General features: G+C 71.5%; 11 protein-coding genes. 8 read left to right on the forward strand and 3 right to left on the reverse strand.

Annotation, left to right across the window (positions count from 1 at the left end; genetic code table 11):
• The first annotated feature begins 216 nt into the window (after positions 1-216).
• From ACZ6I3_RS03975 to pgi, 6 genes are all read left to right on the forward strand, one after another.
• Positions 217-1,428, forward strand: a complete 1,212-nt coding sequence (locus ACZ6I3_RS03975) for a phosphoglycerate kinase (RefSeq protein ID WP_469411422.1) — start codon at positions 217-219, stop codon at positions 1,426-1,428.
• A 5-nt stretch (positions 1,429-1,433) separates the two neighbouring features.
• Positions 1,434-2,210, forward strand: a complete 777-nt coding sequence (tpiA, locus tag ACZ6I3_RS03980; RefSeq protein ID WP_382595734.1) for a triose-phosphate isomerase — start codon at positions 1,434-1,436, stop codon at positions 2,208-2,210.
• Between the two features lie 95 nt (positions 2,211-2,305).
• Positions 2,306-2,542: a preprotein translocase subunit SecG gene (gene secG / locus ACZ6I3_RS03985; RefSeq protein WP_184912724.1), complete on the forward strand. Its 237-nt coding sequence runs from the start codon at positions 2,306-2,308 to the stop codon at positions 2,540-2,542.
• 207 nt (positions 2,543-2,749) lie between these two features.
• Positions 2,750-3,085 carry an RNA polymerase-binding protein RbpA gene (locus ACZ6I3_RS03990; RefSeq protein ID WP_003976875.1) on the forward strand — a complete coding sequence of 112 codons (336 nt, stop codon included), beginning with the start codon at positions 2,750-2,752 and terminating at the stop codon, positions 3,083-3,085.
• Positions 3,086-3,219: 134 nt separating this feature from the next.
• The gene (locus ACZ6I3_RS03995) at positions 3,220-4,488 is read left to right on the forward strand and encodes an MFS transporter (protein ID WP_469411423.1); all 1,269 of its coding nucleotides are present in this window, start codon (positions 3,220-3,222) and stop codon (positions 4,486-4,488) included.
• Positions 4,489-4,557: 69 nt separating this feature from the next.
• Positions 4,558-6,213: a glucose-6-phosphate isomerase gene (gene pgi, locus ACZ6I3_RS04000; RefSeq protein ID WP_469411425.1), complete on the forward strand. Its 1,656-nt coding sequence runs from the start codon at positions 4,558-4,560 to the stop codon at positions 6,211-6,213.
• Positions 6,214-6,298: 85 nt separating this feature from the next.
• Here the strand turns inward: pgi and ACZ6I3_RS04005 are convergent, their stop codons facing one another.
• From ACZ6I3_RS04005 to ACZ6I3_RS04015, 3 genes are all read right to left on the reverse strand, one after another.
• Positions 6,299-8,668 carry an ABC transporter permease gene (locus tag ACZ6I3_RS04005; RefSeq protein ID WP_469411426.1) on the reverse strand — a complete coding sequence of 790 codons (2,370 nt, stop codon included), beginning with the start codon at positions 8,666-8,668 and terminating at the stop codon, positions 6,299-6,301.
• Positions 8,669-8,755: 87 nt separating this feature from the next.
• Entirely contained in the window at positions 8,756-9,511 is a 756-nt protein-coding gene (locus ACZ6I3_RS04010) for an ABC transporter ATP-binding protein (protein ID WP_399020328.1), read from the reverse strand.
• Complete coding sequence (locus ACZ6I3_RS04015) at positions 9,508-10,023, reverse strand: PadR family transcriptional regulator (protein WP_469411428.1); 516 nt, start codon at positions 10,021-10,023, stop codon at positions 9,508-9,510. The genes ACZ6I3_RS04010 and ACZ6I3_RS04015 overlap by 4 nt, the downstream gene beginning before the upstream one ends.
• A 121-nt stretch (positions 10,024-10,144) precedes the next feature.
• On the opposite strand from ACZ6I3_RS04015, the gene ACZ6I3_RS04020 reads away from it, so the two are divergent.
• Both ACZ6I3_RS04020 and ACZ6I3_RS04025 read left to right on the forward strand, forming a co-directional pair.
• Complete coding sequence (locus tag ACZ6I3_RS04020; protein WP_469411429.1) at positions 10,145-11,416, forward strand: ABC transporter substrate-binding protein; 1,272 nt, start codon at positions 10,145-10,147, stop codon at positions 11,414-11,416.
• 154 nt (positions 11,417-11,570) lie between these two features.
• Entirely contained in the window at positions 11,571-13,229 is a 1,659-nt protein-coding gene (locus ACZ6I3_RS04025) for a glycoside hydrolase family 13 protein (RefSeq protein ID WP_469411431.1), read from the forward strand.
• Positions 13,230-13,264: the final 35 nt, after the last annotated feature.

The raw sequence follows: 13,264 nt of genomic DNA on the forward strand, positions 1-13,264 counted from the left end.
GGGGCAAAAAAAGAGGGTGGGGACCTGCAACCTCCTTGTACGCCCTGGTGTTGTTCGTGGAAAACGCTTTCGAAGAAAAAAAGAAGCCACAACCGGGGGGGGGGGGGGGGGGGGGGGCGGGGGCCCCCCCCCCCCGAGCCCTGACGCACGTACAGATCAGAGCTGTTCGATCACGAGCGCTTACGAGCGATCACGAGCTCTTTCAGGAGTCCACTCATGAAGACGATCGACGAACTCCTCGCCGAAGGGGTCGTGGGCAAGCGGGTCTTCGTCCGCGCCGACCTGAACGTGCCGCTGGACGGCACGTCGATCACCGACGACGGCCGTATCCGCGCCGTGCTGCCCACGGTCAAGGCCCTCGCCGAGGCGGGCGCCCGCGTGGTCGTCGCCTCCCACCTGGGCCGCCCCAAGGGCGCCCCGGACCCGGCATTCTCCCTCGCCCCCGCCGCCGCGCGCCTCGGTGAACTCCTCGGCGCCGACGTGGCCTTCGCGACCGACACGGTCGGCGAGTCCGCCCGGGCCACGGTCGCCGCCCTCACCGACGGCCAGGTCGCCGTCGTCGAGAACCTGCGCTTCAACGCCGGCGAGACGAGCAAGGACGACGCCGAGCGCGGCGCCTTCGCCGACCGGCTCGCGGACCTCGCCGACGTCTACGTCGGCGACGGCTTCGGAGCCGTACACCGCAAGCACGCCTCCGTGTACGACCTCCCGGCCCGGCTGCCGCACTACGCCGGCTACCTCATCGCGACCGAGGTCGGCGTCCTCAGGAAGCTCACCGACGAGGTCCAGCGGCCCTACGTCGTCGCGCTCGGCGGGGCCAAGGTCTCCGACAAGCTCGCCGTGATCGACCAGCTGCTCGGCAAGGCCGACCGCATCCTCATCGGCGGCGGGATGGCCTACACCTTCCTCAAGGCCAAGGGCTACGAGGTCGGCATCTCCCTCCTTCAGGAGGACCAGATCCCCGCTGTCCAGGAGTACATGGAGCGGGCCGAGAAGACCGGCGTCGAGCTGGTCCTGCCGGTGGACATTCTCGTCGCGACCGAGTTCCCGGACCTGAAGACCAAGGCCCCGGCCAACCCCACGACCGTCGCCGCGGACGCCATCCCGGCCGACCGGATGGGCCTCGACAACGGGCCCGAGACCTGCAAGCTGTACGCGTCCAAGCTCGCCGACGCCGCCACCGTCTTCTGGAACGGGCCCATGGGCGTCTTCGAGCACCCCGACTACGCCGAGGGCACCAAGGCGGTCGCCCAGGCACTCGTCGAATCCAAGGGCTTCACCGTGGTCGGCGGTGGCGACTCCGCCGCCGCCGTGCGCACCCTGGGCTTCGACGAGACGGCATTCGGCCACATCTCGACCGGTGGCGGCGCCTCCCTCGAATACCTCGAGGGCAAGACGCTCCCCGGCCTCGCCGCACTGGAGGACTGACCCACATGACCGCGCGCACGCCGCTGATGGCGGGCAACTGGAAGATGAACCTCAACCACCTCGAGGCCATCGCCCACGTCCAGAAGCTCGCCTTCGCCCTGGCCGACAAGGACTACGAGGCCGTCGAGGTCGCCGTCCTGCCGCCCTTCACCGACCTGCGCTCCGTGCAGACCCTGGTCGACGGCGACAAGCTCAAGATCAAGTACGGCGCCCAGGACATCTCGGCGCACGACGGCGGCGCCTTCACCGGCGAGATCTCCGGCCCGATGCTGGCCAAGCTGAAGTGCTCGTACGTCGCGATCGGCCACAGCGAGCGCCGCCAGTACCACGCCGAGACCGACGAGCTGGTGAACGCCAAGGTCAAGGCCGCCTACAAGCACGGTCTGACGCCCATCCTGTGCGTCGGCGAGGAACTGGAGATCCGCGAGGCGGGCAACCACGTCTCCCACACCCTCGCCCAGGTCGAGGGCGGTCTGAAGGACCTCCCCGCCGAGCAGGCCGAGACCGTCGTGATCGCCTACGAGCCCGTCTGGGCCATCGGCACCGGCAAGGTCTGCGGGGCCGGGGACGCCCAGGAGGTCTGCTCGGCGATCCGCGGCAAGATCGCCGAGCTGTACTCGCAGGACCTGGCCGACAAGGTCCGCATCCAGTACGGCGGCTCGGTCAAGGCGGGCAACGTCGCCGAGATCATGGCCCAGGCCGACATCGACGGCGCCCTGGTCGGCGGCGCCTCGCTGGACGCCGACGAGTTCGTCAAGATCGTGCGCTTCCGCGACCAGTGAGTATGCGGTAGCGGCGATCCGTCGTACCCTTGCGGGGTCCAGCACTGTGCTGGGCCCCGCGTCGTCCATCCGAATCCGAGGAAGTTGGTCCAGCCGTGGTTTTGGGGTTCTCGATCGCCCTGATCGTCTTCAGCCTGCTGCTGATGCTGCTGGTGCTGATGCACAAGGGGAAGGGCGGCGGCCTCTCCGACATGTTCGGTGGCGGCATGCAGTCCTCCGTCGGCGGCTCCTCGGTCGCCGAGCGCAACCTCGACCGGATCACCGTTGTGGTCGGTCTGGGCTGGTTCGCGTGCATTGTCGTGCTCGGCATCCTGATGAAGGTGAACAACTGACCGAGGCGCAAGCCGCACGGAACTCCTTCGCAAGCCCCATGTCCGGTACGCGCCGCTGAGCGCGGCCTATCATGGGGCTTGCGTCTTCGTGTGAGGGTTGTAACTCCAATCACTGGACGCGCGTTGGGCCTTACGTAGACTGAGGCGCTCGCGGCGAAGCGGAACGCCGACTCGCTTCGCGGCACCATCACGCAGGGAGTTACGACCGTGGCAAGTGGCAACGCGATCCGGGGAAGCCGGGTCGGGGCGGGGCCGATGGGCGAGGCCGAGCGCGGCGAGTCCGCGCCGCGGCTGCGCATCTCCTTCTGGTGCTCCAACGGACACGAGACCCAGCCGAGCTTCGCCAGCGACGCGCAGGTGCCCGAAACCTGGGACTGTCCCCGCTGCGGATTCCCGGCCGGCCAGGACCGGGACAACCCGCCGGACCCGCCGCGCACCGAGCCCTACAAGACGCACCTGGCGTATGTACGGGAGCGGCGCAGCGACGCGGACGGCGAGGCGATCCTCGCCGAGGCGCTCGCCAAACTGCGGGGCGAGATCTAGGAGTCGAGACCGGCCGGACACCACTGGGTGCCCGGCCGGAGCTGGCTTCCGAGCCCCGCCGCGGTCCGCTCGCGGACCGATTGTCAGTGGTGCCCTCTACGGTTTGTGCATCGGGCGAACCGTGAGGGGGAACAGTGGCGACGGTCGAGGTGGGGAGCGTGCGCGCGCCCGCGTGGCGCGGGGGTTTCGGACGGCTGTGGAGCGCTGCCGTCCTGTCCAGCTTCGGTGACGCGCTGCGTACGGCCGCGCTGCCCCTGCTGGCCGTCACACTGACCGACGAGCCGCTGCTCATCGCCTCCGTCACGGCCTGCGGCTATCTGCCCTGGATCGTCTTCGGACTGCTCGGCGGGGCCGTCGCCGACCGAGTGGACCAGCGGCGCGCCATGTGGATGGTGGATGCGTTACGCGGCCTGCTGGTCGCCGCCTTCGCCGTGGCCGTCGCGCTCGGCCACGCCTCGATCGGCCTGCTCATCGTGCTGGCCGTGGCGCTCACCACCCTCCAGACCCTCTTCGACAACGCCGCGACCGCGCTGCTGCCCGCCCTGGTCGACCGGGACGCGTTGGGCAGTGCCAACGCCCGGCTGATGACCGGCCAGCGCGTCGCGGGCGGCCTGCTGGGCGGGCCGGTCGTGCCGCTGCTGCTGGCGGCGGGGGCCGCCGTGCCCTTCGCGGCCGACGCGGTGACCTTCCTGGTGGCCGCCGCACTGATCGCCACACTGCCGGCCGACGGGACCGACCGTGAGCCGAGGCCGGAAGGCAGCACCCTGCGCCGCGAGATCGCGCAGGGGCTGCGCACCCTGTGGCGCGACCGCGCCCTGCGCAGCCTGTGCGCCGCCACGGCCCTGTGCAACATCGGCATGGGCACCCTGCTCGCCCTGCTGGTCGTCCTCGTCACCGACTGGCTGGAGGCGGGCCCCGCGGGCTACGCGGCGGCGGGCACCGCCGTCACCCTGGGCAGCCTGGCCGGGGGAGTGGTGAACAGCCGGCTGGTGGCGCGGCTCGGCCGGCTGCGGTCGGTGCTGATCGCGGGGTCGGTGCAGACCGCGGCCCTCGTCGTCATGGGCACCGTGCGCAGCCTGACCGTGCTGGTGGGGATGCTGGCCGTCTTCGGGCTCATGGGCATGGTGTGGAACGTCAACACGACGACGCTGATGCAGGAGCGCAGCCCCGCCGGACTGCTGGGCCGGGTCAGCTCGGCCTTCCGCACCCTGGCCTTCGCCGGAGTACCCCTCGGAGCCCTGCTGGGCGGAGCCGTCGCCACCGCCTGGGGCCCGAACACCCCGCCCCTGCTCACCGCCGCCTTCTTCCTGCTGGCCGTCATCGCACTGATACCCACGCTCCACGCGAACGTATCTGTTGTTGAACCGGACGACGGTGCCACGACCACCGACGCCACGCGCTGATCAATTAGGTTGGGACCGGCAGCGGGGCAAGGTGCGCAGGCAGGACAGGAAAGAAGGCTGAAGTCCGAGATGAACGCAGACGGCCGTACCAGGCTCAACCAGACGCCCGAGTGGACGGCACTGGCCAAGCACCGCGAGGAGCTGGGCGAGGTCAGGCTGCGCGAGCTGTTCGCCGCCGAGCCCGGCCGCGGCACCGCGTACGCCCTCCGGGTCGGTGACCTGTACGTCGACTACTCCAAGCACCTCGTCACCGACGACACCCTGCGCCTGCTGCGGGAACTGGCCGCCGCCACCGATGTCTTCGGGCTCCGGGACGCCATGTTCCGCGGAGAGAAGATCAACACCACCGAGGACCGGTCCGTGCTGCACACCGCGCTGCGGGCGCCCCGGGACGCGGTGATCGAGGCCGACGGCGAGAACGTGGTGCCGGGCGTGCACGCCGTGCTCGACAGGATGGCGGGCTTCGCCGACCGCGTCCGCTCCGGGGAGTGGACCGGCCACACCGGCAAGCGCATCCGCAACGTCGTCAACATCGGCATCGGCGGCTCCGACCTCGGCCCCGCGATGGCGTACGAGGTGCTGCGCGCCTACACGGACCGCTCGATGACGTTCCGCTTCGTGTCGAACGTGGACGGCGCCGACCTGCACGAGGCGGTCAGGGACCTGGACCCGGCGGAGACGCTGTTCGTCGTCGCGTCCAAGACCTTCACCACCATCGAGACGGTCACCAACGCCACCTCCGCCCGAAGCTGGCTGCTGGCCGCGCTCGATGGGGGAGAGGCCGCCGTCGCCCGGCACTTCGTCGCCCTGTCGACGAACGCCGAGAAGGTCGCCGGGTTCGGCATCGACACGGCCAACATGTTCGAGTTCTGGGACTGGGTCGGCGGCCGCTACTCGTACGTCTCCGCGATCGGCCTGTCGCTGATGATCGCCATCGGACCGGACCGCTTCCGGGAGATGCTCGACGGGTTCCGGATCGTCGACGAGCACTTCAGGACCGCGCCCGCCGAGTCCAATGTGCCGCTGCTGCTCGGCCTGCTGGGCATCTGGTACGGCAACTTCCACGACGCCCAGTCGCACGCGGTGCTGCCGTACAGCCACTACCTCTCCAAGTTCACCGCCTACCTCCAGCAGCTCGACATGGAGTCCAACGGCAAGTACGTGGACCGGGACGGGCGTGAGGTGGAGTGGCAGACGGGGCCGGTGGTGTGGGGCACGCCGGGCACCAACGGGCAGCACGCCTACTACCAGCTCATCCACCAGGGCACGAAGCTGATCCCGGCGGACTTCATCGGCTTCGCCCGGCCGGTCGCCGAGCTGAGCGACGAACTCAAGGCGCAGCACGACCTGCTGATGGCCAACTTCTTCGCCCAGACGCAGGCGCTCGCCTTCGGCAAGACGCCGCAGGAGGTACGGGCCGAGGGGGTGGCGGAGGAACTGGTGCCGCACAAGACGTTCCAGGGCAACCACCCGACGACCACGATCCTGGCGCCCGAGCTGACGCCGTCCGTCCTCGGCCAGCTGGTCGCCCTCTACGAGCACAAGGTGTTCGTGCAGGGCGCGGTGTGGAACATCGACTCCTTCGACCAGTGGGGCGTGGAGCTGGGCAAGGTCCTCGCCAAGCGTGTCGAGCCCGCGCTGACCGAGGGCGCCGAGGTCGAGGGCCTGGACGCCTCCACGAAGGCGCTGGTCGCGGCCTACCGGGAGGTGCGCGGCCGGGAGTGATTGCGGGCTGACGGCCCGGTCCCTGTTGAAGCCCCAGGACGTGGCCCGGGCCGGCGGCTGACCGGCGAAGCCGCCGAAGCCGAGGTCAGGCGACCGCGCTCAGGGTGTCCGCGAGCCGGCGGCGTGCGGCGCGGGCCGCGGGCAGGGCGGCCAGAGCGGCCGCGCAGAGCACCGCGGCCGCTCCCAGCGGCACCATGAGGAGGGCCGACGGGCCCTGGGCGATCCCGGCGCCGATCCCGCTCGATCTGCCCTGGGCGTCGATGAGCCAGTGGGCGAGCGGCAGGCCCAGGGCGGTGGCGGCGAGCACGGCCGCCAGGGCCGTACAGCCGGTGGCCGTGACCGTGATCGCCGTGATCTGGCGGGGGGACAGGCCGATGGCCTTCAGTGCCAGGAGGTCCCGTTCGCCCTCGCGGACGGCGCCGCCGATCGCGGTCAGCAGTTCGATGAGACCGATGAGGGCGAGCACGGCGATCAGCCCGGCGACGACGGCGCGCAGCGGGGAGAGCCCGTCGGCGGGGTTGGCCACCGGGTGCACGTCCAGATGCCCGCGCCCGGCTGTGGCGAGCCGGTCGGCGACCTCCCCCGGGTCGGAGCCGGGGTCCAGCCGCAGCTCGTAGAGGGTCGGGCGGAGCCCGGGGTCGTTCGCGCGGAGGGTGTCGAGGGACGTGGAGATGACCCGGCCGGCGTTCTCCGGCTCGATGCTGCGGCCCACGATGTGCAGGATCTGCGGCTGGTCGCCGACGGTCATCCGCACCCAGTCGCCGACGCGCACGTCCAGCAGGTCGAGCAGCCCCTGCCCGGCCACCGCCTCGTCGGCACCGCGGGCGGCGCGGCCCTCGGCGAGGGTGTACGGGTAGGGGTCCTGGTGGGTGCCGAGGCCGCGCAGGGCGATGGTCGCCGTCTGGCCCGGGACCAGGGCGGCCGTCTCGACACCGGGGTAGGCGGCGGCGACCTGCGGGTCGTGTTCCAGGAGGGCGCGGGTCCGCCGTTCGCTCAGGCCGGTGTCGGCGCGGACGCTGAGCGAGGTGGGCAGGCCGATCTGCTCCGGCTCGCTGTGGAAGCGGTCGATGGTGGTCCACGCGCTCATCGCCACGACGATCAGCAGCAGCGGCAGCGTGAGACGGGCGACCGTGGCCAGGGAGCGGGGGCGGCGGGCGAACGCCTTGTGCCAGCCCAGCACCAGCGCGGGCAGAATCCGCAGGCCGAGTGCCCGGCGGGCCATGCCGGACAGCTGTCCGGTGCGTGGAGCCGCGGGTGGGAGTCCGAGGACGCGGCGCAGGCCGCCGGCGCGGCGGCTCCGGCCCGTCGCCCCGGTCAACCGCCCGCCCAGCGCCGCTGCGGGCCTGGGCACCGGCACCGGCGGCACCCGTCCCGCCCGCCACGCGGCAAGACCGGTGGTCGCGCCGATGAACAGCACCGCGCCCACCGGGACCACGACCAGCGCCACGGTGTGCCCGGGAAGGCCCTGCCACACGCCGACCGCGTCCCCGAGCCGCCCGGGGATCCGGCTGCCCAGGGCCTCGGCGAGCGCGGCGGCGGCCACGGCGCCCAGCAGGGCGTAGGCGAGGTGCTGGAGCAGGAAGACGCGGACCACCTGCCCCGGGGTGAAGCCGATCGCCTTCAGCACGGAGAGGTCCCGCAGATGGCCGCGGATACGGGTGCTGATCGCCCCGTGCACGGCGAGCCCGGCGGCGACCAGCGCGCCCAGCCCGAACAGGCCCAGCACCTGGCCGAGGAGCCGGTTGTCGCCCTGGGCCTCGGCGCGTGCCTGCTGCCAGGTGGAGACCTCGCCGATCGACCCGGCTCCCAGCATGGTCACGGCACGCTGCACGACGTAGGAGGTGTCGCCGGGGTCCGTCAGACGCAGCCCGATCGCCTGGCCGCCGGGGTCCGGCACGGCCGACGGCAGGGCCCACACCAGGCCCGGCTGCTCACCGGGCCGGTAGCGCGGCTCGGCGCTGTCGGCGAGCCCGACGACGGTGAGCTCGCGGGCGGTGCCGGGCACGGTGAGGGTGTCGCCGGGCTCGGCCAGCAGGGCGCGGGCGAGGCGGCTCTCCAGGACCACACCGTTCGGTGTCGCGGGGTCGAGCCAGTGCCCGGAGACGACCGGCGGGCTGCCGACGGAGGGTCGTTCCGGGGTGCCGCGCAGCTCGACGGCCGCGCGGCTGCCCCGTGAGGAGACGGTGGCGGCGGCGGTGGGATAGGGCCCGGCGACGGAGTCGACGCCGTCGAGACCGGCCAGTTTCCCGGTGTCGGCGGCGGTGTCGGTGTGCAGCCACACATGCGCGCCGTGCGACTGCGTGAACACGCGCTGCCAGGGGTTGGTCGCGTACCCGAACAGGGCCGTGGCCAGCAGCAGCGAGGCGACGATGCCCGCGGTGGCGAGGACGAGGAACAGTGCCTCGCCGCGGTGCGTGCGCAGATCGGAGTGCGCCCAGCGCAGGGTGGCTCGCACGGGCCTCAGCCTCTCGGCCCGGGCGCCGGGCGGTCGGGCACCCGGCCCCTCGGCCCACTCGTGGCGCAGCCGTCGTACACCCGCATGTCAGTCCTTGAGTTCCAGCACACCGGAGATGCCGGACCGGCGCGGGGGCGTGCCGCCGTCGAGTTCCGCGTCGTCGGCGATCCGGCCGTCGAAGAAGCTGATCACCCGGTCCGCGGCGCTCGCCAGCCGCGCGTCATGGGTGACCAGCAGGATCGTCTGGCCGCGCTGGTGGAAGCGGGACAGCAGCCGCATCACCTCGCGGGTGCCCTTGCTGTCGAGGCTGCCGGCCGGTTCGTCCGCCAGCAGCAGCGGGGGATGGTTGACCAGGGCCCGGGCCAGGGCGACCCGCTGCTGCTCACCGCCGGACAGCTCGCCCGGCATGCTCCGCTCCTTGCCCGTCAGGCCCAGCTCTGCCAGCAGCTGCTCGCGCTCGGTGCGCGCCCGCTTCGGCGAGCTGCCGGCGAGCAGGGCGGGCAGCTCCACGTTGTCGGCGACGGACAGGTTGGACACGAGGTTGAAGAACTGGAAGACGATCCCGATCCGCTTCCTGCGTTCCACCGCCCAGCGGGCCTCGCCGTAGGTGTCGGTGGACTCGCCGTCGAGCCAGAGCCGGCCCGCGTCCGGCCGCTGGAGCCCGCCGAGCAGATGCAGCAGTGTCGACTTCCCGGCGCCGGACGGGCCGGTGATCGCCACGAACTCGCCCTGCCGTACGCACAGGTCCACCCCGCGCACGGCATGGGCGGGCGCGCCCTCGCCGTGGTGGGTCTTCACCAGCCCCTCGGCGCGCAGCACAGGAGCGGGACGGTCGTCGCTCACTCCAGCTCCTCCAGCTCTTCCTGGCACCGCTCCAGCCAGTCGAGATCGGCCTGCAGGTGCAGCATCGCGCCCTCTATCAGCAGATGCGCGATGCGGTTGTCGCGGTCTTCGGCGGCGGCCAGCTTCGACAGCTGCCGCATGGTGTTCAGATACTGGCGCCGCTGGTGGTTGATCAGGGAGACCTGGTCGGCGAGCCCGGTCTGCGGAGCGAGCGCCAGCTTCATGAAGAAGTCGTCCCGTACCCGCGGCTCGTCCTCGGGCTCCTCGAACCAGGCGCGCAGCGCCTCCCGCCCGGCGTCGGTGAGGTGGTAGACCTTTTTGTTGGGCCGACTGGACTGCGCCACGTCCTCGCCCTCGATCAGTCCCGACTTCTCGAGGCGGCCGAGGGTCACATAGATCTGGCCGACATTCGGCTGAGGGTACGCGGAGCCCAGCAGTTGCTCAAGGTCCTGCTTGAGCTCGTAGCCGTGGGCGGGACCGCGGGCGAGGAGTGCCAGGAGGTGCAGGCGCACGCGTGCAGTCCTCCTGTCCGGTCAATGTGCTCCAGACCCTAGTATCGCCCATACCTAACAGGTATACATGGCCTCTGATTCCGGGCAAGGGAGCCCGACGCCGGTGTACAGGGAGGAACCTATGCGGTGGATCCATGCCGCGGGTAGGGGCCTTCTCGTTCTCGTCGTGGTCATGACCGGCTACGTCGCCGCCGGGGCACAGGCGGGCGAGCCGGCCGACGGCGGTCGCGGACCGCTCACCCTGGCCACCGCCGGAGACCTCACCGGCTATCTCGGCCCCCTGCTGGAGGGCTGGAACCGCACCCACCCCGGCGAGAAGGTGACCCTCGTCGAGCTGCCCGACTCGGCCGACGAGACCCAGGCGCAGATGGCCACCGACCTGCGCGACGGCGACCGCAGCCGGTTCGACGTGCTCAACATCGACGTCAACTGGACCTCGGAGTTCGCCGCCGCGGGCTGGATCAGGCCCCTGCCCCGTGACCGCTTCCCGCTGAAGACCTTCCTCCCGCCTGTCGTCGGCACGGCGACCTACGACGGACAGCTGTACGCCGTCCCGTACGTCACCAACGCCGGCCTGCTCCTCTACCGCAAGGACGTCCTCGCCGAGGAGGGCGTCGCGCCGCCGCGCACCTGGGCGGAGCTGGAGCGGTACGCGAAGACCATCGCCCCGAAGCACGGCCTCGACGGCTACGCCGGGCAGTTCCTTCCCTACGAGGGCCTCACCGTCAACGCGGCCGAGGCCGTCTACTCCGCGGGCGGTTCGATCCTCGGCGACGAGGGCGAGCGCGTCACCGTCGACTCGGCGGCGGCCCGCGAGGGCATCGGGTTCCTGGCGCGCGGAGTGCGCGAGGGCTGGATCCCGAAAGAGGCGCTGGCCTACAAGGAGGAGGAGTCCAAGCAGGCCTTCCAGGACGGCCGGCTGCTCTTCCTTCGGAACTGGCCGTACGCGTACGTCGGCGCCTCCGCCCCGGGCTCCCCGGTCGCCGGGAAGATCGGCGCCGTGCCGCTGCCCGGACGGGACGGGCCGGGGACCAGCGTCCTCGGTGGCTCCAACCTGGCCGTCAGCTCACACGCCCGCCATCCCGACTCGGCCGCCCGTCTGATCGCCTACCTCACCAGCGAGCGTGTCCAGCGGCAGGTCCTCACCCGTGGCGCGCTGCCGCCCGTACGGGCCGATCTCTACAAGGACCCGCAGCTCATCCGCAGGTTTCCGTATCTGCCGACCCTGCGCGAGAGCGTGCTCGCCGCCGCCCCGCGTCCCAAGAGCCCGCGCTACGACCAGGTCAGCCTGGTCGTCCAGGCGGTCGTGCACGACGCGATGGCCGGGCACGAGACGCCGACGGCGGCGGTGCGCCGTCTGGCACGGGAACTCGCCGTCATCTCGCGCGGCTAGGGCTTCCAGCGATCCGCTTCTAGTTACTTGTTAGGTAACGCGGACGTCTCATCTGGCTGAGATATGCCCGATTCGCACCCAATTTTACTACCTCAACTTCCCGGTAGCTTCTGCCTTTTCATTGACACCCTCTCGACACGCCTACTTAACATGCATGCATAACCGCTGCCCTCCTCAGAGACAGGTCGATGGGTTGAACAGGCACCACTGGTGGCGTGACGCAGTGATCTACCAGGTCTACGTCCGCAGCTTCCTCGACAGCACCGGCGACGGCATCGGTGATCTCGCCGGCGTCCGGGCCGGACTGCCGTATCTGAAGAAGCTCGGCGTCGACGGGATCTGGCTGAGCCCCTTCTATCCCTCGCCGCAGCACGACCACGGCTACGACGTGGCCGACTACTGCGACGTCGACCCGCTCTTCGGCGACCTCGCCGAGTTCGACCTGCTGGCCGGGGCCGCGCGGCGGCTCGGCGTCAAGGTGCTGCTCGACATCGTCCCGAACCACTGCTCCAGCGAGCACCCCTGGTTCCGCGAGGCCCTCGCCGCTGCTCCCGGCAGCGAGGCCCGCGCCCGCTTCCACTTCGCCGACGGCCGCGGCCCGGACGGCGACGAGCCGCCCAACAACTGGCACGCGATGTTCGGCGGCCCGGCGTGGAGCCGGGTGACCGAGGCGGACGGGCGGCCCGGCCAGTGGTACCTGCACATGTTCACGCCCGAGCAGCCCGACTGGAACTGGCGCGACCCGGAGGTCGCCGCCGAGTTCGACCGGGTGCTGCGCTTCTGGCTGGACCGGGGCGTCGACGGCTTCCGCATCGACGTCGCCGCCGGCCTCTACAAGCACCTCGAGCTGCCCGACTCCGACGACCCGGAGGCCGACGCCCGCACCCGCGACTCGGTCAACCCGCTCGCCTGGAACCAGCCCGAGGTGCACGAGGTGTGGCGCCGCTGGCGCTCCATATGCGAGGACTACACCGAGCGCGACGGCTGCGAACGCCTCCTCGTCGGCGAGGTCTCCGTCCCGACCGCCCGCGAGCACGCCCGGTACGTCCGCCCGGACGAGCTCCATCAGGCCTTCTTCTTCGACCTGCTCAGCGCCCCCTGGGACCCCGACGCCTTCCAGAAGGTCATCTCCGAGGCCATGCAGGACATCGCCGGGACCGGCTCGACCGTCACCTGGGTCCTCAACAACCACGACCAGGTCCGCACCGTCACCCGCTACGGCGAACCCGCCACGGAAGGCAGCGGCCTCGGTGCCGCCCGGGCCCGCGCCGCCGCGCTGCTGATGCTGGCACTGCCCGGCGCCGCCTACATCTACCAGGGCGAGGAGCTCGGCCTGCCCGAGGTCGTGGACCTGCCCGACGACGTGCTCACCGACCCGATCTTCCACCGCACCGGCAGCCGGGCCCGGATCCGTGACGGCTGCCGGGTGCCGCTGCCCTGGTCCGGGCAGGCCTCGCCCTTCGGCTTCACCTCCGGCGTGGAGAGCGCCAAGCCGTGGCTGCCGCAGCCGGAGTACTTCGCCGAGTACGCCACCGACCGCGCCCTCGCCGACACCCGCTCCTTCTGGCACCTGTACCGCGACGGCCTCCAACTGCGCGGCACCCTGCCCCAGCTGGGCGAGGGCACACTGCGCTGGCTGGACGCCCCGCCCGGCGTCCTGGCCTTCGCCCGCGGCGACGACCTGGTGTGCGCCGTCAACTTCGGTACGGCACCCACCCCCGCGCCGGTCCCCGGCACCCCTCTGCTCGCCAGCGGCCCGTGCCCCGCCGGGGTACTGCCCGGCTCCACGGCCGCCTGGTGGATCCGTTCCTGAACTCTCCGTTTTTGAACTCCCCGCGAGTCAATTCC

The organism is Streptomyces sp. NPDC041940 (assembly GCF_055589465.1).